Below are 22,711 nucleotides of genomic sequence, written 5' to 3'. Positions count from 1 at the left end.
GGTCTTATCGAAAGAGTATCTACATCGTGTTCATAATGATGTTCACCGTGTCTTTAGCACATTTGTTCCAGGAAAACAGGCCCGAGTGATTTTTTCCTTTATAAGACATTTGCTTGCTTAATTCCGGATTGGATGTAATTTCAATCAATTGTGAAGCTGCTTCTTTCGGACTGTCCGGATTAAAATACAAAACAGCATCTCCACATACTTCTGGAATGGATGCACGAGAAGATACAATAACGGGGCAACCTGACGCCATTGCTTCCAAAGGTGGCAAGCCGAAGCCTTCATACAAGGAAGGAAATATAAACCCAGCCGCATCCTCGTAAAGCGCCTTTAATTCCTCATCTGTAACATAGCCCACCCAATTAACAGCATCGGATTTGGCCCATGTCTGTTCACCAAAAACTTTACTGTTTTTAGAACCAACAATAACAACGTTCAGATTGTGAGCTTCGATCTCAGGTAATACTTCAAAAATCAAGTTGAAGTTTTTATAGGGATTCATCGTACTCACAGCCAAGACATAAGGTGATTGAATACCATATTTTTCGATCGTTCCTGCAGCCGCCTTTTTTCGATGAATGTGATCAATACCCAGATGAGTGACCACGAGCTTGTGCTCCGCTATTTTACAGTGCTGCATCAGTTCTCCTTTGGAGAAGTGAGATACAGTAATAATCTTCTTGGATGTTTTCCCCAGTCGAACCATCAAAAATTTGTACCAGGCACGGAAAGCAAAAGAAAAAGCCTTCGGGTAATTGAAGACAGCAGCATCATGGATGGTTACAATCTGATTTTTGTTAAAAGCCGGACCCGTGTTACACAGGTTGATTAACAATCCTCCCTTGGCATAAAAGGGAAGTTCAAGTTGCTCCCAAAGATGTCCTTTCAACTTACCAACCGCTTTGTGGCGTATATGCTTGAATGCTGGTTCGTTAATTATATTGGAGGGAGATAATAAGCAAAATTCATAACGGTTTCCGTCAATTTCACCCCGATCAATCAATTGATCCATTTCTTTTACAAGCTCCAGTGCATATCGCTGAACTCCGGTTATGGTCTGGGTCAAAAAACGAGCATTAATATATATTTTAATCATGTGCATCTCCAGCTCTCTTCGAAAATTCTAAGCGACTCGTCACGGGTATTTCCTGAACAGAAGCTCCTGTAAACGCCTCATAATAGAGCCCCACAATTTCTTCGTTCATCCGAGAAGCGTTAAATTTATCCTTATAGATGGCATAACCTGCCTCACCCATTGCTACCAATTCAGCCTTATCTAGGTTCTTCAGGATGTTCAACAGTTCATGAGAATGTTCAATATCAAAAATATATCCACTTTCACCATGCTGAATGAGTTCCGGTAAAGCTCCGCGACTACTTCCGATAACGGGTTTCCGATTCTTCATAGCCTCGATAGCAACAAGTCCAAAACCTTCCCATCTGGATGGCATGATGACCGCATCACATTGCTGATAATATCGATCGATTTCCGCATTGTTCACCCAGCCAAGACGAATAATGTTTTCGGGAAATTCCCATACCTTGTCTTCAAGTACGGTGTCTCCGATAACATACAAGCGAATGTGCTGCTGCAATTCCGGATGTTTTTTAAACATATCCAGTACAATATCAAGCCCTTTTTGTCGGTCATACCTGCCCACGAATAACAACTGAATGATATCCGTCTCCTCTGAAGATTTGTTTAAGGGAATAAAGTCACTAGCTTCGCGTTCACGTATACCGTTATAGACAAGTTTGGACTTAGAAGCGGATAAACCCAAACGTAAAGATTGTTCCAGTTCATACTTGGAAATATTAACAATGACATCCGTTTTATATTCCATAAGCTTTTCTATTAAAAAATAACCTTTTCTGTACAATGGTTTGGTGTCCATTAGAAAAGCCCAGCCATGGGAACAATAAAAAACGCTAGCTTTTTGTGGAAAAATAAAAAATAAGCCCCTTGCGAGGATACCCGCAAATGAGCTATGAATATGAATAATATCTGGTTGAATAGACTTAATGGCTTGATGAATTTGTCTCATGGCCGCGAAAAAGTATTTGGGGTGACGTGTATACTTATAACGCAGAATGTGATCTGGCTCCAAATCAAAATCAGAAGCCGAATTATAGTCACTCATCAGCAGATAAACATCGAAAAATTCACGTTGGTATCCAACAACTTCATTAAGATAGGTCGCCATTCCACCAACGACGTATTCGCCGATGTGTAAAATCCTCAATCTTCTCACCCCACTTTCTGTGATATTTCCCCTGAATTACGAGACTGAACAATAGCCATGCCAATGAGCATCCAGAAGAAAACGTTGGCAGGAAACAACTCAAGTACATTCGTTGTAAGACTTGCAGCTGCCACTCCCGCGCCAAGTGCAAGTGCCATCTGAGGCAGATGCAAAGGGCTCGAGTCAGTTGACGTATTCATTTTCTTGACAAGAGAGACAACAATCCACATAAATAAAACGACAAAATAAATGATTCCGATCCAACCTGTCTGCTCGTATAAGGAAAAATACTGATTGTCTACCGCAAAATTGCTAGAGTTCACACCGATCATATACGTTCTCCGGCTTGCCGCCCCTACCGAACCAATGCCATTGCCAATTACTCCATTCATCGTAAACGGAGAAGTAAGACTGTTCCCCCATGTCTGTAACCGATCCAATAAGGAAGAACTGGAAAGCAAATTTTTAGATTCAAGCATTCTGCTCCCGAAGAACACAGCTGCTGGGAGCAGCATGAAAGTAACGCCAATTAGCAGTGTGTTTTTTTTGCTATATTTTCGAATCTGGAGAAAGAACATAATGATTTGATATACAAACCATAGTAACAGTGCTGATCGAATGGTCGACAATAGCAAGAAGCTGATTGTCAGTAATTGAATGATTACTCGAAAAAAACGATGTTTCAATGCCATTTTAGTTCGTTCTGCAATCAAGCCTGTTATAAGCAAAGCATACGCATATCCGTCAGGTGAATAGGTTATAGATGACAGGCGAGGTACACCTTCTAAATAGTTTTTAATGTTCACTCCATAGATAAAACCAAGCGAAATCAACTTTTCAATCCCAAGTGAGTACTGAACCAGCCAACCAACAATTAATAAAATAAATATAATCAGGTTTGTTCTGGCAAACGCATAAATGCCTTGACATTGTGAGATGAGCATCCCGGTAAACATCATAATTAACGGTAAAAATGTGATTTTAATCCCGTATATAAGTGTTACAACACTCGCACCCAGTAACAGATTTAACGCACCTAGTGCAATAACTGAACCCAATATGAATAGAAAAGGCCTAATGAATAAAGTCTGGCTTCGGTATACTTTCCCTAAAGCAAAGATCGCGACCAACACCATGCCTACGTCCTTTAGTGAACGAATGATGATGTTATCGACATAAATAGAGACCAAACCATAGATGGATAAATAGATCAGCAATATATAGACGGTTGTATTGAATAGTGAATAATGTGATTCTGGCTTCACATAAACATACGAATGGGGTCTGGCATTCAAGGAAGTAATTTGCATTTTACCCTCCACGCCTGATTAACTTATCGTATATATTGATATGTTCTTTAAGAAGATAGGCTTCATTAAAAGTCTGGCTATGCGCATAACACTGTTGTTTCAATTGAACCTTATCCTGTTCGGGTAAATGATAATATTGAAGAATTCCTTGAGCAATAGCCTCTGAATTGTAGGCAGGAAATGAAAATTTCCCCGGTTCAACCAGAATCTCTGGCATGCCTCCAACACGAGAAGCATACACAGGCGTGCCTACCTGATACGATTCGATCACAACTCTTCCAAAAGGTTCAGCCCAAGTGGAGGGAACAACGGTGAGATCCATCTCTTTCATCTGTAAGGCAATCTGAGATTTATCCAGTTTCCCTCTGAAAATAATGCGTGATTCGGACCCTGCTAACTGTTTCAAATGGTGCAGCAGTGGACCATCCCCAAAAATATGCAGGTTGCCCACAATATCCCGTCCAAGACTTTTTACCGCATCAATTAGATATTGAACACCCTTTACTTCCGTTAATTGCCCAAAATAACCGATATTCAATGGCTGATGATGGTGAATCTCTTTCTGTGCATACAACTGCTGGACATTGTTGTTCTCCTCTACAATGTTATGAATGACATGTTTGGAGGATTGTTCGAAGAAACCAAGCGTTGTATGACTCCCAAGGATATGATTGGATATACCAATGACCGAAGATATCATTCGGCTGGATCTTCTTGATATTTGCCTATATAACCTGGAGTAGGCAGAAATTTTGATCGGGTCAATTAATGAAAAATCACGTAGGGTATGCACAACCGGAATATTCAACTCATGTGCAGCCTTCCAGATCGCCAGGCTCAGACCAGGGATATTCTGGGTATGAATAATAGCAGGTTGTATTCTGGTTAGAAATGCCTTAATGTATCGATATTGCCTGATATTAAAAATATCCTGGACTCTCCACATCATCTTATTGGCTGCGGACGTTTCTTGTACAGTATCTCCGATCCAGTACCGATTGTTATAAGGCAGCCGCGAGACTTCAACCCCGTTAATCATCTCTGTACGTATTTCCCTTTTCTCGTGCCCACCTACAGTAATGACTTTGACCTCATAATGACGATTCATCGTCTGCGCCAAAATTTGTGTTGATATCTCCGCGCCTCCAATAATATGGGGTGGATACAAGCTGTGAGCAATTAATACTTTTTCCATTCTTCTCAACTCACTTTATCAGCTTCATGAGGTTTCCTGCAGCATCGCCCGGTAATGATCGATCGTAAGTTTTAATCCTTCTTCCAAGCCAATCTCCGGTTCCCAATTTAAAATTTCTCGAGCCTTGTCAATGACCGGACGTCTAACCTTAGGGTCATCTTCTGGCAAAGGTAAAAAAACAAGATTGCTGTCTGATTGCGTAAGCTCTTTAACCAAACGAGCAACTTCAAGTACGCTATATTCTGTGGGATTACCAATGTTGATGATTTCCCCATTCGCTCTATCTACAGCCATCAGCTGCTGTAGTCCTCGAATGTTATCATCCACATAACAGAATGAGCGAGTCTGTGATCCGTCCCCGTATACTGTAATATCCTGTCCTGTCAGTGCCTGTGTTACAAAGTTGGAAATGACACGACCGTCATCGTTTCGGAGTCCTGAGGAATACGTATTGAAAATACGCGCTACCTTCACGGGAACACTGTGTTTCGTGTAGTATTCATAACAAAACACTTCGCCCAAACGCTTGGCCTCATCATAACAGGCTCTTGGTCCCCAAGTGTTCACGTTACCTCGATAACTCTCAGGCTGTGGATGAACCTCGGGATCTCCATAAGCTTCGCTCGTACTCGAATACAGGAACTTGGCTCCTTTGGTACGGGCGAGCTCCAACAAATGATAGGTTCCTCGAGTGTTCACCCAGATCGTTCCGATCGAATCCGCCTGATAGAATTTGGGTGAAGCAGGTGAGGCCAGATGATAGACTTCATCTACTGGCTGATCTACCAGAAAATCCAGTGAGTCGGGCAGCGTTACATCAGCTTCAACGAAAAAAAAGAGGGGGCTGTTAGCCACCTCTTGCAGATTTTTAGAAACGCCTGTTGAAAGGTTATCTATTCCGGTAACCTGATGTCCCTGATCAATTAATGATTTGACTAGATGTGAGCCTAGGAAACCGGCCGCTCCCGTCACTACAACATGTTTCAATGCGATCACACTCCATATTATCTAATGAGTAGGTTAAAATGTATTACTTTTAATCATAACGCCAATGGTTTTAAAAATGATAATGATATCCATCTTTAAGGAAACGTTAGAGATGTAGTGAAAATCATATTGCAGATTGTGGTGAATCGGCTCTTTGCGAACATCACTTACTTGCCATAACCCAGTAATTCCCGGTTTCACCAGAAACCGTCTGCGCTCCAGATCCGTGTAGCTTTCTTCTACGATTCGCTTCATTTCAGGTCTGGGACCTATGAAGCTCATGTCACCCTTGATAATATTCAGCAATTGTGGCAGCTCATCCAGGCTCGTTTTACGAAGTAATCTACCCAGCCGTGTAATTCTCGGATCATCGCTTGTCGTTGGAGATACGCCATATTTGGGCGCATCTGTACGCATCGTTCTGAATTTATAAATACTAAATTTAACTCCGTTTTTCCCGTAACGTTCTTGTCTGAATATTACAGGTCCTTTGGAATCAAGCTTAATCATAAGCGCTGCAACAAGCATGACCGGTGATGTAATCAGCAACAGCACAGCCGCAATAATAAAATCAATAAACGGTTTTATTACGTCAGCATATCCGCCAACACGCTGGGAGTAAGGCTGTTCCAATACTGCCGAAGTGCCATCCTTGGCCAGGGCTTCTCCACTCCCAAAGTATTCCGGTCTTGAAAGTTTCACAGACTATCCCCTCCTGCTACAAGCATTTGGTTCAATTGTTCCTTCATCAGAATCTCTTCGATCGCCATTAGAACCGGCGCACGCAATTCTTTATTTTTGAGGGCAAAATCAAGTGTCGTCAGGATATAGCCCAGCTTCTCACCCACGTCAAACCGGGAGCCTTCAAAGTCATAAGCACTGATTCCTTCATCCCGATTCAGCATTTGCAGCGCATCCGTGAGCTGAATCTCACCACCCGCACCCACATTTTGTTCTTCCAGATACTCAAATACTTTCGGTGTCAAAATGTAACGGCCCATAATAGCCAAATTGGAAGGTGCTGTACCCAAAGGTGGCTTTTCAACCATGCTGTTCACAGAAGATAAACGTCCCTCTGTATGCAGGGGATCAATAATTCCATAGCGGTAAGTTTCACTTGGACTTACTGTTTTTACTCCGAGTACAGACTGGTTGACCTTCTCATATTGCTGAATGAGTTGCTTCGTGCACGGCACATCCGAAACCACAATATCATCGCCAAGTAATACAGCAAACGGTTCATTACCAATAAAACTTCGAGCACACCAGACTGCATGCCCGAGTCCCAGCGCTTCCTTCTGCCTTATGTAATGAATATCAACGTTGGAGGACTTCCGGACTTCTTCCAGTAAGCTGAGCTTTCCTTTTTCGAGCAAATTCTGCTCCAGTTCAAACGCGCTGTCAAAATGATCTTCAATCGCACGTTTTCCCTTGCCCGTTACAATAATAATGTCCTCAATCCCGGAAGCTACAGCTTCTTCAACGATGTATTGAATGGTCGGTTTATCCACAATAGGGAGCATTTCTTTAGGCATTGCCTTTGTAGCGGGTAAAAATCGGGTCCCCAAGCCTGCTGCGGGAATGATTGCTTTCCTCACTTTAGTCATAAATACCACCCTATCCATTATTATTTTTTTATGTTTAAAAGCATGAGTTGGATCATTTAAATCCATGAAACCATGAAATAAATTGATGCAATTCTTACTTTTAATTTCATAAAAGGGCATTAAACCCAACCTCACATCACACCCTTGACGATATACGTCTAAGGTACACTACCCACAGTGTGACCGAGTGCCTACCTTGATAAAGGTATAGTAGACATCACCTTGATGACATTATTTATGGATCAAATGTGTGCATTTGTTACACATTTTCCCCATAGTACGCATTCCGGCTCTTGGGCACCTGTACATTGTTCAAAACTGCTCCGAGGATACGTGCATTCACATGTTCAAGGTGGGCTTTTGCCTTTCTAACCAGATCCCTCTTCACCTTGCCTGCACTTACGACAAGAATGACCCCATCACACAATGAACTAATAATTAAAGCATCGGTAACTGCCAGAACAGGAGGTGTATCAAATAAAATCACATCGTATTCTTCCTTCAAATCCTGGAGCAAGGCCGTCATTTTACGAGATCCAATCATCTCTGAAGGATTAGGAGGTATAGGGCCGGAAGACAGAACATGCAGCCCTTCCACTCCGGTTTCCCGAAGTACTTCCGTAACTTTATATTGGCTGGATAATACACTCGTCAGCCCCACATGGTTAGGAACATTAAACATGCGATGCACCGCAGGTTTACGTAAGTCCGTATCCATAAGCAAAACCTTTTTTCCCTCTTGCGCATAGGTAACTGCCAAATTACCTATCGTTGTCGTTTTTCCTTCACCGGACAACGCCGAAGCAATCATGATCGTTTGAATCTGACTATCAATCGATGAGAATTGGATGTTGGTTCTCAACTTTCGATACGCCTCAGATGACGTAGACTTGGGATTAGCCATGGTTACAAGGCTCCCTTTATCATTGGTTAACCGTGGCATACTGGCCATCACCTACCTGTTTTTGAGATATGGTTGTCTGCTTGGAAAAACGGGCGTCTTCTTTTCGGATTCTGGAGATGACAGCTAGTGCAGGTATACCCAGTTCCTTCTCTAGTTCATCCTCTGTTTTCAAAGTATCGTCCAGGTATTCCAACAGGAATATAAACCCTATAGATAGTAGAAGTCCGACAAAGAAACTGATCAGGATGTTCATAACGGGATTTATATTGATAGGTCCAGAGGAGTCCGTAGGTTTGGCTTCACTCAGAATGGTTACATTATCCACTTTCATAATTAAGGGAATTTGGGATTTAAACACTTTGGCAACGGCATTTACCGTTTTTGCCGCTTTTTCAGAAGATAAACCGGTGGCGGTCAAACTCATAACCTGGGATTCATTCGCGGTGGTTACCCTTAGGCTTCGTCCCAATTCATTACCGTTCATGCCAAGATCGGGGTATGTAGCTGCTACTTTATCGAGGATTGCCGAAGATTTGATTATTTCAATATACGAATTAATCACTTTAATGTTGGTTTGAATTGAACTAATATCGAGGCTCGGTACACCTTGAGCATTATATGCCTGGTTCACGATTAATTTGGCATTCGCCTCGTAAATAGGTACAGTCAAAAAATAATTTTTAACACCTGCCCCAATACAAGCAACCGCAACGAAGGCAATGATGATCCAAAAACGTTTGCGTAAAATTTGCATATACTCTTTTAGCTCCATCTCGTATTCCTCCCATTTAAGTCAGCAAATTATGATGAAGATCGTTTCCTCTTAGCTGGTTACCAGAACAACAATCTACGCTTCATCATTACGGGTTCTTCCGGCTCTATGATTTGATAATTGTTCCATACCGAGCACGCATTATTTTGCAAAGTTTGAACTAGACGACTTCCAAATCGGCGTTCAAGCAGGTGATATGCGGCTTTCATTGAGAATGTTCTTTCTTCCATATTATGGGCGTCTGATGAAATGAAATGAAATCCGTTTTCTTTGCAAAAATGGAAACACCATTTCTGAACTTTTCTTCCGAAAAGCCCCAAGACCGATTGAGCCGTGATTTGACATAGAGCACCTTGCTCAACATATTCAACCAACAAATCGGGATTGTTCTGGATTGGACGATTTCGTTCGGGATGAGCAATAATAGGAATGATACCCGCCAACTTAAGTTCTTGGAGTATCCCGGGGAACTGCGAGGGGATATGACCAAAGGGCAATTCCAGCAACATGTATCGGCTCCCGGCGAGTGTGCAGCACTTTCCTGCATATAAGTCTCCAATCAGGTTGTCATGCACCCTGATCTCCTGTCCGGGACGGATCTCCAAGCGAATGTTGCGTTTGCGAAGTTCTGCATGTAGCAGGTCCACTGCCTGATTGACCACGTTGGGTTTATTGTTGTACTGCCCGTTCAGGTGATGCGGAGTAGCAATGATCGAGGTAATGCCTGAGGCTGCCGCTTTCTCAGCCATCGCAATGGACTGTTCCATATGGACAGGGCCATCATCCAGACCGGATAAAATGTGGCAGTGCATTTCAACCATATCCAAACTTCCTCAATGTATGATCCCCCTCGCCCCTTTATTCATTGCGCAAATGCTTTTGGTGTTAAAGAACTAATGCATAACGCTATGAAATATAGTAAAATGGCGTTAAGTACATGCTTGTTCAGAATATGTTTAGAATGTGTTCATTTCATATGGTAAAATCAATGTAATGATAGGTTTCCTGCAAGTTAGGTGGTTTCGATGCCTTCTCATACTGAAACCGGGAAACAGTCGGAAACTGAACTTCTCGAATCATTGTATTTAACTGTCCCGTTATATATAGTGTCTGCTCTTGCTGAATATGCAAGTTTGAATGATACAATGTGAGCTCACCGAAAGGCTGTTTCCATTGCAACTTTGCGTGGAGTCGCACACATACATGGCTATCTTCTACATCCAAACCAATCAGCATCTCTGGTGATATCGGCAAGTCCAGGTCGCTCAGGAAGGTGATCGCTCGTGTGTCCATACCAAGCAACAGAACGGGGCGTCTTTTGCGGTCCACCCATTTGCCATGAAACTCCTGAATGTACATATGGACATTTAATTTGAGATCCGCCCATTCCTGAATCATTGAATTCATGGCTTCATTCCTTTAGAATGGATTAGCTTGCAAGGTTGCCTATACTCCTTCTCACAGGTATATTGGCTAGGCAACGTGGTCATACTTAAAATATCCCAAATGATACATTTTGTAACTCCATACGTCCAATTTACGATACAATTTGTATCATGTCAAGCAGTATTTGGACATGGTTCTTTTGATTTACGACAATATGAGATGTCCTTAGACAGACCTATATACAACTAGGACTACTAAGGCGTTACGATGATGCAGGAAAGCTGCCCTGATCAAACATTTGGCTCAGGATTGTTTCAATATATATTTGATGGCGTTCAGGGGGAAATAGCATATGAGCTACGGAAATCGCATTGCTGAATTAAGGGAACAGCGGGGACTTACTCAAGAAGAACTTGCGAGCTCCATTCATATTACAAGAGCTGCTCTCTCCCACTACGAGAAGAACCGACGCAAACCGGATTTCGAAGTGTTAACGAGACTTGCTGACATCTTTGGCGTATCCATTGATTATCTCATTGGACGAACGAAACAAAGCGATGTCGTGATGGATGAGGACGTAAGGGAATTCGTGGACGCCCTTGAATTATCGGATAAGGAAGTGTTGGAGCGCTTCGGTCTGATGATTGATGGCAAACCCTTAACAGAAGAAGAGGCACGTCGTTTTATTGCTTTTGTCCGTATGGAACGCAGTATGGATTAAATCCGCAAAGAAGACCCAGCACCGAGGAATATCACGCTCCGGTTTCTGGGCTTTTTTATGTCTTGATTTGATTTCCCTCCATCTATTCGATGCTTGTCGATGTGTTGTCAAGCCCGCTTGTTGTTGTCGGAGGATACGAAATGGTTCCAACGCTCCGGGTCGATTCCGCATTGCAGTAAAACTTTCATGATGTCCATCTGGGTTGCTTCGACTGGTTTACCTTTCGGCTTACGATCGCCCCTGTTTGGATGCTTCATATTCATTCCGCTAACCTCTCTTATCTTTATACTTTCCCTGCCCTCCAAAACTAGCCTTATTATACTTGAGAAAGTTCTTCAATGTTGTCGTCTCATGGCGATAGCGTTTTTTGTGCGGGTTCTAATTTTGTCGAAAACCAAATAGGAGCTCTACAGCGCCGCATTGGACGCCATAAAGCTCCTATTCTTCTTAATACAACCCGTTCATGCAATCGAACAGGAAAGGATTATCCTCCTGTACGTGCAAGTTCACGCATGTTGGCTTCAAAAGCAGCCAGCAAAGCCGCCTCTCCGGTCAGGCCTGTTGCCTGAATCCGTTCGATTTGCTCGGTCATTCGTTTGAAGTCCTTCGGAATAACCCGAACAAATTGATCTACAGATTGCTGCCAGTTATCCAGAATGCGCTGTCCAGCCGCACTGCCTGTATTCGCAACATGACGTTGAATCATGCCTCGCAGATCTGCACTCTCAGAGACATCTTCGATACGCTCCAAAAGTACCATTTCCAGATTACAACGTTGCAGGAATGTGCCTTTTGGATCATACACATAAGCAATACCGCCAGACATCCCGGCTGCAAAGTTACGACCTGTATCACCCAAAACGACGACACGTCCACCCGTCATGTACTCACAACCATGGTCACCTACACCTTCAACAACCACTTTGGCACCGGAGTTCCGTACAGCAAACCGCTCCCCGGCGATACCACGAATATAGGCTTCACCACTGGTTGCCCCATATAGAGCGGTGTTACCAATGATGATGTTATCTTCGGCATCAAATGTCGCTTTTGGTGAAGGCATGACGATCAGTTTACCTCCGGACAATCCTTTACCTACATAGTCATTGGAGTCCCCTTCAACGGTCAATGTCATGCCTTTAGGTACAAAGGCCCCAAAGCTTTGTCCAGCAGAGCCGACAAATTTGAACTGAACCGTATCTTCCGGCAAGCCTGCAATTCCATATTTGCGTGTAATTTCGCTACCCAAAATGGTACCTACTGCACGGTTAACGTTGGTAATTGGAAGCACTGCTTCAACCGGTTGACCGGATTCAAGCGCAGGTTTTGCCAATGGCAGCAGCTGCTGCATATCCAGCGTCTCTTCCAATTGGTGGTTCTGATGCTGTGTACGGTAACGTGCAGAGCCTTCTGGCATTTCAGGCACATGCAGCAATACGGATAGATCTACACCTTTTTTCTTCCAGTGGTCTACAGCCTCTACCGTTTCGAGGCAATCGGTACGCCCCACCATTTCCTGAATCGTACGGAAGCCAAGCTCAGCCATGATTTCACGGACATCTTCAGCAACAAAACGCATGAAGTTGACGACATGAGCAGGATCTCCCGTGTAATTTTTACGCAATTCAGGGTTTTGTGTCGCTACACCTACCGGACATGTATCCATCTGGCAGACACGCATCATGATACAGCCGAGTGCAACGAGTGGTGCTGTTGAGAATCCATACTCCTCAGCTCCCAGCAAAGCAGCGATAGCCAAGTCACGGCCATTCAGCATTTTGCCGTCAGTTTCCAGAACAACACGGTCACGCAGATTGTTCAACATCAACGTTTGATGTGTCTCTGCAAGACCCAGCTCCCAAGGCATTCCCGCGTGGCGAATCGAGCCTTGCGGGGATGCACCTGTACCGCCGTCATAACCGCTGACGAGGATAATATCGGCACGACCTTTGGCTACGCCCGCCGCAATCGTTCCAACGCCGACTTCGGATACCAATTTAACGTTAATCTCTGCACGTGGATTGGCATTTTTCAAGTCATAGATCAACTCAGCCAGATCCTCAATCGAGTAGATATCATGATGCGGTGGAGGAGAGATTAGACCTACACCTGGTGTTGATCCACGAACCTCAGCAACCCAAGGGTATACCTTACGTCCAGGCAGCTGTCCACCTTCACCCGGTTTTGCTCCCTGTGCCATCTTGATCTGAATCTCATCGGCATTAACCAAATAGTTGGATGTTACACCAAACCGTCCGGAAGCCACCTGTTTGATCGCACTGCGACGAGAATCACCGTTGCTATCTTTAATGAAGCGAGCCGGATCTTCCCCGCCTTCACCTGTATTGGATTTACCACCAACGCGGTTCATTGCAATAGCGAGATCTTCGTGTGCCTCTTTGCTGATCGAGCCGAAGGACATTGCCCCTGTTTTGAAACGGCGCATAATATCTTCGACGGATTCCACTTCTTCCAAAGGAATCGCAGGACCGACCGGTTTCAGTTTCAGCATGGAGCGAATGGTCAGCAACTGATCATTTTCACCTTGCACAAGTTTGGAATACTTTTTATACAGTTTGTAATCGCCCGTACGTACTGCATGCTGCAGCGTATGGATCGTCTGCGGATTGAACAGATGCTCTTCTCCGTCGTTACGCCATTGGTATTCCCCGCCGGAATCCAGTACCTTGTCATTGCCATCTTTGTCCGTAAAGGCACGGTTGTGATGAGTCAATGCTTCGGCAGCCACTTCTTCCAGACCAATCCCGCCAATTCGGGAAGGCGTCCAGGTAAAGTAACGATCAACGAAATCTGATTTCAGACCCACCGCTTCAAAAATTTGAGCTCCGCGATAGGATTGAATCGTCGAGATTCCCATTTTGGACAATATTTTAATAACGCCCTTGGTAGCGGCTTTGATGTAATTCTTCACGGCTTTCTCATGTGAGATGCCACGCAGCAGCCCTTGCTGAATCATGTCATCCAGCGTTTCAAACGCCAGATAAGGGTTCACGGCACTTACGCCGTAACCAAGCAGCAAGGCATAGTGATGAATATCACGCGGCTCAGCCGACTCCAGCAAAATGCTGACTTTGGTTCTGGTTCCTTTACGAATCAGATGGTGATGCAAACCTGCTACAGCCAGCAATGCTGGAATAGCGGCATTCTCGGCGTCCACACCACGGTCAGACAGGATCAAAATGTTATGACCTTTGTCAATGACACGGTCCGCAGCTTCAAAGAGCAGTTCCATCGCTTTGCGAAGTCCTTCTGCGCCCTCTTTGGCAGTAAAGAAGATCGGAATCGTCATGGAACGGAAGCCCGGACGACGAACGTGGCGAATCTTCGCAAAATCCTCATTAGAAAGTACCGGTGTATCCAAACGAATCTGACGACAGCTCTCCGGTTCAGGATTCAGCAGGTTACGCTCAGGTCCGATCGTTGTTGCCGTAGACGTTACAATCTCTTCACGAATCGCATCGATCGGTGGATTGGTAACTTGTGCAAACATCTGCTTAAAATAGTTATACAGACGCTGCGGACGATCCGACAGAACTGCCAGCGGTGCATCATAGCCCATGGAGCCTGTAGCCTCCATACCTGTTGAAGCCATTGGCTCCAACACTTTGCGTAATTCTTCAAATGTATATCCATAGGCCAGCTGAAGCTGGGTGACGTTATCATGTTTTGGATCAGGCAGTTCCGGTGCATCCGGCAGCTCATTCAGATCCATCAGATGCTCATCGAGCCAATCCTGATACGGATTCTCGGCCGCAATGAGAGCTTTCACTTCCTCATCTGCAATGATACGGCCTTGTTCTGTATCGACAAGCAGCATACGTCCAGGACGCAGACGATCTTTATATAGAATTTCTTCAGGAGCGATATCAAGTACCCCTACCTCGGAGGACAAAATAATACGGTCGTCTTTCGTTACATAGTAACGTGCAGGACGCAGACCATTACGGTCAAGTGTTGCACCAATCTGCAAACCGTCGGTAAAGGCCATTGCTGCCGGTCCGTCCCACGGCTCCATCATCGTGCTGTGATATTCATAGAATGCTTTTTTGGCAGGGTCCATGCCCTCATCTGTACTCCAAGGCTCAGGAACCATCATCATTGCCACATGTGGCAATGAACGGCCGCTCAAATACAGGAACTCCAGCGTGTTATCAAACATCGCTGTATCTGAACCATCCGGGTTGATAACCGGTTTTACTTTCGAGATGTCGTTACCGAACAATTCACTCTCAAACAGCGACTGCCGGGCATGCATCCAGTTCACGTTACCACGCATCGTATTGATCTCACCATTGTGAATCATGAAGCGATACGGGTGAGCTCGTTCCCAGCTTGGGAATGTATTCGTACTGAAACGGGAGTGAACAAGCGCAATCGCTGATTCCACGAGCTCTTCCTGAAGATCCAGATAGAACTGTCCCACCTGTTCCGTTGTCAGCATGCCTTTGTAGACAATTTTGCGACAGGACAAGCTTGGCAGGTAGAATGAACCACCCTCTGCTTCCTCCGCCGAATACCGAATAGCCAGCTCCGCACGTCTGCGAATGACGTACAGCTTCCGTTCAAATCCCAATTCATCCTTAACTTCTGCCGATCTTCCAATGAACACCTGACGTACATAAGGCTTGGCTGCAAGGGCAGAACGTCCCAGCATCTCATCAAACGTAGGCACATCCCGGAAACCCAGGAACGTCTGGCCTTCTTCTTCAATGATCTTCTTAAGGCTCTCTTCATGCGCGTTTCGAATGACAGGATCTTGTGAAAGGAACAACATTCCTACACCGTAGAAGCCCTGTTCAGGCAATGCAAAACCAAGACGGTCCGCTTCCTGTGCAAAATAGCGATGTGGAATCTGGATCAAGATACCGGCTCCGTCACCGGAATTCGGCTCACTGCCCTGTCCTCCGCGGTGTTCCATGTTACTGAGCATGGTCAGTGCCTGACTAACGATGTCGTGTGAAGGTACTCCTTTGATGTTGGCAACAAAACCCATCCCGCATGCGTCTTTTTCGAACTGTGGGTCGTACAGACCCTGTTTAGGAGGTAATCCGATGTGTCTCATGGAACGCAACCTTTCTATAATGAAGTATTTCGGAAAGATCAAGAACATAGGCAACAAGCAACAATGAAACGGGAGGAGCGGGCATTTTCAATATGAATAATCGCCGCTAGATGAACGAGGGCGACAGCAATAAATGCTGTCAATCTTACAAGTGCTGCTATTGCGGCAGAGGCCAACCATGAGATGAGCTGATCCGGATCGCCGGCAATCAGCTTGGTATAACAACACGCAACCGCTGGCACGGTCGCTGATATGGAGCGACGTTTTTTGATATAGTTCTATTATTTTAACACCGACCTAACATCAGCGCAATTTAAACTTTTTAATACCTCTGATAAGAAATGTTTTGCAGTACAGCTTTAGTGTACTGACGTTAAAATTCATCTCTTTTTCGAATAATTATACACACTTTATGTCAGAGTACAACTAATTTTAATTGCTGACAAAAGAAAATCATTCCATATGTGGCCTACGTTTAACCATAGTTGAGCTAAATTCTTATACCTTGCTCCAGCGACTATCTTCATCCCTATGCATTTGTATACAAAAAGAGTCTGCAACCCATTTTCGGGTCGCAGACTCTTTGCACTATTTGACTACTATATTGCATAATTTTGATACTTGAGTTCAAAGTTTATTTTCACTATTCTGTCCGATTCCGGTTCAATTCGGCTTATGCCGTCACAACTTGACCGGATTCAGCCACTGCGGCTTCTTTTTTGCGACGTCTGCCGTTCCAAAGGAAGAAAGCCAAGGTCAGCAGCACAGATATACCTGCATAGATTGACAGAATGCCGACCTGATGCCACATTACATCGAAATTGCCACTGGATACAACCGCTTTGAAGCCCATGATGCTGTGCGTCATTGGCAGCCAAGGGCTAAATGCCTGAAGCCATGACGGAATCAGCTCTACCGGGAAGGTTCCCGCACTTGCTGCAAGTTGGAAGACCAATAACAGGATGACAACATAACGTCCTGGCAAGTCAAGCCAAGTTACAAGAGCCTGAACAATAAACATAAAGGTTAGTCCCGTAAAGATCGTGAATAGATAGAACAGCGGTACGCTGTGTGTTTCCAGTCCAAGACCATACAGCATGAAGCTTGCCACGATTACGGATTGGATAATGCTCACAAAGCCGAATACGAGTGTACGGCTGACAAAACGATTCCAACCCGTGGCGCCCGGTACGGAAGTTTCCCGCATTTTCAAAACAATCGTTGAAATCAGTGATCCAACAAACAAACCGATGGACAGGAAGAACGGCGTCAACCCTGTACCGTAATTGCTTACGTTCTCTGTTGTGTTCTCGGCTGTATTCACCGGTTCAGCGAACATATTCACCACATCGTCCGTTTTCTTGACTTCTGACGTTTTCTGAGCTGCATCGTTCAGCTTGGTAGCCAGTTCGCTTGAGCCGTCTTTCAGCTCAGTTAAACCATCTGCCAGCTTGCCTGCACCGTCACCGAGTTGTTTGGAGCCGTCCGTTAGTGAACTCACGCCACCGCTCAGTTTACCTACACCCGTTTGCAGAGCTGTGGTTCCCGAACCCAATTGCTTGGCTCCATCTGCCAGCAATGTACCGCCATTTGCAGCCTCGCCCAGCTTGCCGCTAAACTGCTTCAGACCATCGGAGAGCTTTGCTCCGCCTTGGCTAAGCTGTCCAGCGCCCGCCAGCAATTGCTGCTGACCATCCACCAACTGTTTCGCACCTGCCAGAAGCTGCTCTTGGCCTCCATGCAGCTCGGACGCTCCCGCTGCAAGTTGCTGATTGCCCTGGTGTAATTGATCTGCACCCTGCGCAAGCTTCTGTTCGCTCTCATGCAGTTGCTTACTGCCTTCGGCAACTGCTGCACTGGCTGCCAGCAGCTTCTGTACGTCCTCACTGGCTGCCAGCTCAGGGTTGGATGCTGCAAGCTGCTTCAACCCGTCAGCAACGCCCTGAGCACCGTCAGCAACCTTGCTGCTGCCGTCTACTGCCGATTGCAGGCCAGTGGCCAAAGTGCCGCTGCCTTGCACTGCACTTTGCAGACCCTCGGACAGCTTCGCACTGCCCTGCTCAGACGATTGCAGACCTGCTTGCAGCTTGCCTGCTCCGTCTACGGAAGACTTCAGTCCAGTTTCCAGCTTGGCACTGCCGTCCTTCAACTGATCTGCACCGCTCTGAAGCTGGCTTGTTGCGGCTGTTTGAAGCTGCTGCAAACCGGATACCAGATTCGATGTACCACTTTCAAGTTTGGTAGCACCCGTGTGCAGTGCATTGACACCATCACTTAATGGAGACAAGCCATCCTGAAGTTCCAATGTACCGGACGCCAGCTTCGCCAGATTATCCTTGAGCTTCACCGCCCCGTCATCCAGCTTGCCTGCGCCCGTATTCAAGTCTCCTGCGCCATCGCCAGCTTCAGCCAATCCATCCGATACTTCGGAGAACTTGTCGAGCAGGGTCTCCGCATAGGATTCCGTCACTTTGGCCGAAACCTTAGCTTTCAGATCCTTAATGGCCGTCTTGCCAATCTGCGCACCCACGAAGCTGTAATTACCATTCGGTTCGTAGATCAGATCAGCCGGCTGTGGCTTATCATCAAGCAACGTGGTTGCCTGGGATGAAAAGTTTTCCGGGATCGTGATTTGCATATAATACTTGTCGTTTTCCATGCCTTCTTTGGCTTGGCTGGCACTGACAAAGTCCCATTTAAAATCTGCATTCTTCTTCAGTTCATCCACGAGGTCACTACCGACATGTAGTGATTTGCCTTCCAGCTCTGCACCTTTATCAAGGTTAACAACCGCGACCGGCATTTCATCGACATGACCATATGGGTCCCAGTAGGCCGCCAAATAGATACCACTATATAGAATCGGAATAAACAAAATTGCAATAACGGGGATCAACACCTTCGGGTTTCTCACGGCCGATCCCACATCCTTGAAAAACACGGATAAAGATTTCATGTCATTTTCTCCCCTTGTTCTCTCTGCTTTCCAAGCAGAATAACCATAATGAAATTAATTGATGTGTTCCGGAAAATTACCGAAACACGAAGTGACCACTTTCCTCAAACGGTCACTTTAGAGCAAAAAAACAAACCTGTCTCTCGACAAGCCTCACTGCCTGCAATACGCAAGACTAACCCATATTATAGTAGAATAAATTCGGGCTACGTTGCAGCAGCAATTCCTTCCATTAAGAAAAGGCGAAAGTAATTCTTGATTTCCTCTTTGCTCAGCGGCTCGTGTTGCTTGCTCCAGTCTGAGGTGAGGGCAATGTACAAACGAATCATCATAAAGGCTACTACCTGTGGATCACAATCCCGAATCTCTCCGTTGTCTCTTGCCTTCTCAAGCTCCCGTGCCAGAAAATCGGAGATGACTTTCTCCACTTTCTCCAAACCTTCCTTAGCCTGAAGAGTTCCAAAATCCTTAAGCTCCTGGGACAATTTAACCAGCAAATCGTGATCACGGCGAAACTCCAGCAATGAATCAAGCACACGAAACAGATTATCAAAAAAAGCACTTTCCTGATGAACTTCACGATGAGCAATGTTTTTCATTTCCTGGATTACTTCCACCAAAATCTGATCAAACAATTGTTCCTTATTCGTAAAGAACGTGTAGATCGTTCCCTTGCCAACATTCGCAATCTTCGCTACCTGATCCATCGTGGTTGCCTTGTATCCAAACATGGCAAAAGACTGCGCGGCTGCATGAATGACCTGCTGTCTCCTGTCAATCGGAGCCATCATATCCCTCCTCGTTTTCATTGATCGTCCTCTTTAAATGACCAAAAATACAATTCGGTCATTCGGTCAAAACCAACATTACCACTCTCATCATCAGATTGCAACCCTAACATTAAAAATTTGTGTTAATTTTTTTTAACCGAAATGCAGTGGAAACTGCTTCTATCGTCGTCTATAGTGTATGATGACTCCAATAACACGGATAAAGACGAAGTTTCGATGTATCAGAACATTAACTATAGTGTAAATATGTAACGAATGAACATGATTTTCCGCTTCGCTGTATATTCATGTAGTAATGCAACGTGCGGTATGACTATGAATGTTAAATTTAAATTGATGAATAAAGGTGAACTCATGCGAAAACCAAGAGTGCTCTTGTTATCCGAAGGTTTCGGCACCGGTCACACCCAGGCCGCCCACGCGCTCGCAAGCGGCATTAAGAAAGTCAGTCCACATGTGCATAGCCGGGTCATTGAGCTGGGCAAATTTTTAAATCCAACCATGGCTCCGCTTATTCTGTCCGCATACCGCAAGACACTAACCGTTCAGCCCAAGCTGGTCAGTCTGCTGTACCGGACGCAATACAACAAATCACTAAACGGATTTACCAAACTAGCCTTGCACCGGATTTTCTATACACAGACGGCTCAAGTCGTATCCCAATTGAAACCCGATGCCGTGATCTGCACCCATCCATTTCCGAATGCGGTCATCTCACGACTGAAACGTCAGGGACTTAATATTCCACTATATACACTCGTCACAGACTACGATGTGCATGCAACGTGGATTAATCCCGAGGTCAACAAATATTTAGTATCCACGCCACAGGTAAAGGCTCTGCTTGAAATCAGGGGTGTTGAGCCTTCACGCATTCAAATCACAGGCATTCCTGTGCATCCTGATTTCTGGGAAGCCGGAGACAAAGTGAGCCTCAGACAGGAAATGGGGCTTCAGAACATGCCTACAGCTCTGCTGATGGGTGGCGGATGGGGACTTTCTTTTGATGAAGAGCATATGAAAGCCCTCACGTCATGGGCGGATCGGGTGCAGCTGCTGTTCTGTCTGGGAAGCAATGAGAAAATGATTGCCAAGCTGAAGGAGATGTCCTGCTTCCAGCATCCAAATATACGCATTCTAGGGTATACCCGCGAGGTCAGCAAACTGATGGACGTATCGGATGTGCTCATCACGAAGCCAGGTGGCATGACTTGTACGGAAGCATTGGCTAAAGGCCTGCCGATGTTATTCGTACCTCCATTGCCGGGACAGGAAGAAGAGAACTGTGAATATTTTGTACAAGCCGGATACGGGCAGGTCATTCACTCTGCTGACGTTATTGCGGATCGCTTCAGACATTTGTGTGAGCAGGTCTACGCACCGCATCAAGCTGAAAGCCAGCTGAAATCAGTTCACAATCCAGGTAACAGAAACACCTATGATCCAACGTGTTGTGCCCAGGCTGTCCATGATTTATTGTTCCCGGCTACAGCGGAAGTCACATCGGCACCCAAGGAGCGCTTCACAGCCGGAATTGGGGCAACTTCGCTGTCAGGTACCCGAATCCCATTCTAGCAGCTCTATGACCCCTTCTAGTCGTTCTACGAAGGCGTTTCATCTCTTAAAGACATGCACAAAGAAGGTTCCCCTCCATTGATCCGGAAGGGAACCTTCTTTTATTTCGTTCATATCTCCGTATGATTTGCTGCAAAAAAGGGTAATTTAAATAACAACCCCTCATGTCCAAATAAATTAAAAACGAAGAAATAAAACTGCATTTACAGAGCTTTTCAAGGTCTATGTATCAAATACATAGTTAACTACCCTGCCTGTTTGCAGAATTTACAGGTCAATTACTTGTAAAAAGTATGATGCCCGATCGTTTTTACTTTTTTCTGGGAGCGAGCCACTGTGAGATCGTCCGCAAGCGTCAATGACAAGAAATAATACGTATCATCGGCGACTTCCTTTTTCCCATTCAACGCTGCATTAACTGCCTTGATACTGTCCTCATTGGGAGTAACACGTTTCAAGCGCCCGTTCGCTACAGGACTGAATTGAGATTTCTGGTAGATTACTTTGTAAATGGTATCGGGAAAATTGGCTGACCGCAGCCGGTTTAAGACAACATTGGCTACTGCCACTTTGCCTTCGTACGGTTCACCTTCCGCCTCTGCCATGACGATTTTTTGCAGCAGAAGCAGCTCTTTATCGGACACACTGTATGACCAGGTTGCAAGTTTCGAGTCTTCCTGGTTCAGAAGTTTGGTCCGCGTAAAGTAAAGTTTTTGGGGGGGAGTCGTAATTGCAGCTACCGCTTTGGCACGCTCTACTTTCGCCAATTTGAGAGCAGCCTCTTTCTTTGCTTTGGCCGCTGCTGCAGCTCGGGCCGCATGTTTAGCCTTGGCTTCTTTCTGTTGCTGCTCTTCTTGAGCAGTCGTGAGCCAGTTCTTGGCCGGAAGCGAATTGGTCCAGTTATCAGCCTGGATAGACGCCTCAGTAGACAGACTTGTCCCGTCTTCCATCATCCGCCTGTCTCCGCTAAAAGAATTTTCGCTATTTTCCGCAGAAGCCGCAAGTTCGGTCATCTGTTTGCTATCACTTGCCTCATTCCATTTTCCAGTCGCCTGGACGACATTAGCCCCCACTATACATACAAGCAGCACAGATAACATCGGTGCCACCCAACGATTCTTGCTTATAATATCCATTCGAAGATTCCTCCTGTCGAAACAATTCCCTAAACTTAG

Annotated in this window: 18 protein-coding genes; 2 read left to right on the top strand and 16 right to left on the bottom strand. The window is 45.3% G+C overall.

Annotated elements, in window-relative coordinates; translation table 11 throughout:
• Positions 1–19 precede the first annotated feature (19 nt).
• From MKY42_RS06805 to MKY42_RS06755, 11 genes are all read right to left on the bottom strand, one after another.
• Positions 20–1,102, bottom strand: a complete 1,083-nt coding sequence (locus tag MKY42_RS06805; protein WP_339849924.1) for a glycosyltransferase family 1 protein — start codon at positions 1,100–1,102, stop codon at positions 20–22.
• The gene (locus tag MKY42_RS06800; protein WP_090901913.1) at positions 1,095–2,210 is read right to left on the bottom strand and encodes a glycosyltransferase; all 1,116 of its coding nucleotides are present in this window, start codon (positions 2,208–2,210) and stop codon (positions 1,095–1,097) included. The genes MKY42_RS06805 and MKY42_RS06800 overlap by 8 nt, the downstream gene beginning before the upstream one ends.
• Before the next feature lie 44 nt (positions 2,211–2,254).
• Positions 2,255–3,559 (bottom strand): hypothetical protein, encoded by a 1,305-nt coding sequence (locus MKY42_RS06795; RefSeq protein ID WP_339849922.1) that lies wholly within the window; start codon positions 3,557–3,559, stop codon positions 2,255–2,257.
• Position 3,560: 1 nt separating this feature from the next.
• The gene (locus MKY42_RS06790) at positions 3,561–4,754 is read right to left on the bottom strand and encodes a glycosyltransferase family 4 protein (RefSeq protein ID WP_090894227.1); all 1,194 of its coding nucleotides are present in this window, start codon (positions 4,752–4,754) and stop codon (positions 3,561–3,563) included.
• A gap of 24 nt (positions 4,755–4,778) precedes the next feature.
• The gene (locus tag MKY42_RS06785) at positions 4,779–5,741 is read right to left on the bottom strand and encodes an SDR family NAD(P)-dependent oxidoreductase (protein ID WP_179265561.1); all 963 of its coding nucleotides are present in this window, start codon (positions 5,739–5,741) and stop codon (positions 4,779–4,781) included.
• Between the two features lie 33 nt (positions 5,742–5,774).
• Complete coding sequence (locus MKY42_RS06780) at positions 5,775–6,443, bottom strand: sugar transferase (RefSeq protein ID WP_218152266.1); 669 nt, start codon at positions 6,441–6,443, stop codon at positions 5,775–5,777.
• Positions 6,440–7,348, bottom strand: coding sequence for a UTP--glucose-1-phosphate uridylyltransferase GalU (galU, locus tag MKY42_RS06775; RefSeq protein ID WP_339849914.1), 909 nt, complete (start codon positions 7,346–7,348; stop codon positions 6,440–6,442). Before galU ends, MKY42_RS06780 begins: the two co-directional genes overlap by 4 nt.
• A gap of 259 nt (positions 7,349–7,607) precedes the next feature.
• Positions 7,608–8,291 (bottom strand): CpsD/CapB family tyrosine-protein kinase, encoded by a 684-nt coding sequence (locus MKY42_RS06770; RefSeq protein ID WP_090894221.1) that lies wholly within the window; start codon positions 8,289–8,291, stop codon positions 7,608–7,610.
• Positions 8,272–9,024 carry a Wzz/FepE/Etk N-terminal domain-containing protein gene (locus MKY42_RS06765; RefSeq protein ID WP_090894219.1) on the bottom strand — a complete coding sequence of 251 codons (753 nt, stop codon included), beginning with the start codon at positions 9,022–9,024 and terminating at the stop codon, positions 8,272–8,274. The genes MKY42_RS06770 and MKY42_RS06765 overlap by 20 nt, the downstream gene beginning before the upstream one ends.
• A gap of 59 nt (positions 9,025–9,083) precedes the next feature.
• A complete protein-coding gene (locus MKY42_RS06760) occupies positions 9,084–9,845 on the bottom strand; it encodes a CpsB/CapC family capsule biosynthesis tyrosine phosphatase (protein WP_090894218.1) in 762 nt (253 codons plus the stop codon).
• 151 nt (positions 9,846–9,996) lie between these two features.
• Positions 9,997–10,431, bottom strand: coding sequence for a hypothetical protein (locus MKY42_RS06755; RefSeq protein WP_339849910.1), 435 nt, complete (start codon positions 10,429–10,431; stop codon positions 9,997–9,999).
• Between the two features lie 331 nt (positions 10,432–10,762).
• On the opposite strand from MKY42_RS06755, the gene MKY42_RS06750 reads away from it, so the two are divergent.
• Positions 10,763–11,131 carry a helix-turn-helix domain-containing protein gene (locus MKY42_RS06750; RefSeq protein WP_024632898.1) on the top strand — a complete coding sequence of 123 codons (369 nt, stop codon included), beginning with the start codon at positions 10,763–10,765 and terminating at the stop codon, positions 11,129–11,131.
• Between the two features lie 107 nt (positions 11,132–11,238).
• Here MKY42_RS06750 and MKY42_RS06745 read toward each other — a convergent pair whose 3' ends face one another.
• The 4 genes from MKY42_RS06745 to MKY42_RS06730 form a co-directional block, all read right to left on the bottom strand.
• The gene (locus tag MKY42_RS06745; protein ID WP_161634243.1) at positions 11,239–11,394 is read right to left on the bottom strand and encodes a hypothetical protein; all 156 of its coding nucleotides are present in this window, start codon (positions 11,392–11,394) and stop codon (positions 11,239–11,241) included.
• 221 nt (positions 11,395–11,615) lie between these two features.
• The gene (gene gltB / locus MKY42_RS06740; RefSeq protein ID WP_339849904.1) at positions 11,616–16,214 is read right to left on the bottom strand and encodes a glutamate synthase large subunit; all 4,599 of its coding nucleotides are present in this window, start codon (positions 16,212–16,214) and stop codon (positions 11,616–11,618) included.
• A gap of 673 nt (positions 16,215–16,887) precedes the next feature.
• Positions 16,888–19,170: a YhgE/Pip domain-containing protein gene (locus tag MKY42_RS06735; RefSeq protein WP_339849901.1), complete on the bottom strand. Its 2,283-nt coding sequence runs from the start codon at positions 19,168–19,170 to the stop codon at positions 16,888–16,890.
• A 206-nt stretch (positions 19,171–19,376) separates the two neighbouring features.
• Positions 19,377–19,958 carry a TetR/AcrR family transcriptional regulator gene (locus tag MKY42_RS06730; protein WP_090894209.1) on the bottom strand — a complete coding sequence of 194 codons (582 nt, stop codon included), beginning with the start codon at positions 19,956–19,958 and terminating at the stop codon, positions 19,377–19,379.
• A 357-nt stretch (positions 19,959–20,315) separates the two neighbouring features.
• On the opposite strand from MKY42_RS06730, the gene MKY42_RS06725 reads away from it, so the two are divergent.
• Entirely contained in the window at positions 20,316–21,536 is a 1,221-nt protein-coding gene (locus MKY42_RS06725) for a glycosyltransferase (RefSeq protein WP_090901907.1), read from the top strand.
• 278 nt (positions 21,537–21,814) lie between these two features.
• Here MKY42_RS06725 and MKY42_RS06720 read toward each other — a convergent pair whose 3' ends face one another.
• Positions 21,815–22,672 (bottom strand): cell wall hydrolase, encoded by an 858-nt coding sequence (locus MKY42_RS06720; RefSeq protein WP_090894207.1) that lies wholly within the window; start codon positions 22,670–22,672, stop codon positions 21,815–21,817.
• Positions 22,673–22,711: the final 39 nt, after the last annotated feature.

The sequence above is a fragment of the Paenibacillus sp. FSL W7-1088 genome (assembly GCF_037969855.1).
GTDB lineage: Bacteria > Bacillota > Bacilli > Paenibacillales > Paenibacillaceae > Paenibacillus.
Note: the sequence above shows the minus strand (reverse complement) of the source record. Positions and strands in the feature narration are given on the sequence as shown.

Coding starts and splice junctions, on each gene's coding strand:
- MKY42_RS06805 (WP_339849924.1), bottom strand. CDS start 1,102: ATGATTAAAATATATATTAATGCTCGTTTTTTGACCCAGACCATAACC.
- MKY42_RS06800 (WP_090901913.1), bottom strand. CDS start 2,210: ATGGCGACCTATCTTAATGAAGTTGTTGGATACCAACGTGAATTTTTC.
- MKY42_RS06795 (WP_339849922.1), bottom strand. CDS start 3,559: ATGCAAATTACTTCCTTGAATGCCAGACCCCATTCGTATGTTTATGTG.
- MKY42_RS06790 (WP_090894227.1), bottom strand. CDS start 4,754: ATGGAAAAAGTATTAATTGCTCACAGCTTGTATCCACCCCATATTATT.
- galU (WP_339849914.1), bottom strand. CDS start 7,348: ATGACTAAAGTGAGGAAAGCAATCATTCCCGCAGCAGGCTTGGGGACC.
- MKY42_RS06770 (WP_090894221.1), bottom strand. CDS start 8,291: ATGCCACGGTTAACCAATGATAAAGGGAGCCTTGTAACCATGGCTAAT.
- MKY42_RS06765 (WP_090894219.1), bottom strand. CDS start 9,024: ATGGAGCTAAAAGAGTATATGCAAATTTTACGCAAACGTTTTTGGATC.
- MKY42_RS06760 (WP_090894218.1), bottom strand. CDS start 9,845: ATGGTTGAAATGCACTGCCACATTTTATCCGGTCTGGATGATGGCCCT.
- MKY42_RS06755 (WP_339849910.1), bottom strand. CDS start 10,431: ATGAATTCAATGATTCAGGAATGGGCGGATCTCAAATTAAATGTCCAT.
- MKY42_RS06750 (WP_024632898.1), top strand. CDS start 10,763: ATGAGCTACGGAAATCGCATTGCTGAATTAAGGGAACAGCGGGGACTT.
- MKY42_RS06745 (WP_161634243.1), bottom strand. CDS start 11,394: ATGAATATGAAGCATCCAAACAGGGGCGATCGTAAGCCGAAAGGTAAA.
- gltB (WP_339849904.1), bottom strand. CDS start 16,214: ATGAGACACATCGGATTACCTCCTAAACAGGGTCTGTACGACCCACAG.
- MKY42_RS06735 (WP_339849901.1), bottom strand. CDS start 19,170: ATGAAATCTTTATCCGTGTTTTTCAAGGATGTGGGATCGGCCGTGAGA.
- MKY42_RS06730 (WP_090894209.1), bottom strand. CDS start 19,958: ATGGCTCCGATTGACAGGAGACAGCAGGTCATTCATGCAGCCGCGCAG.
- MKY42_RS06725 (WP_090901907.1), top strand. CDS start 20,316: ATGCGAAAACCAAGAGTGCTCTTGTTATCCGAAGGTTTCGGCACCGGT.
- MKY42_RS06720 (WP_090894207.1), bottom strand. CDS start 22,672: ATGGATATTATAAGCAAGAATCGTTGGGTGGCACCGATGTTATCTGTG.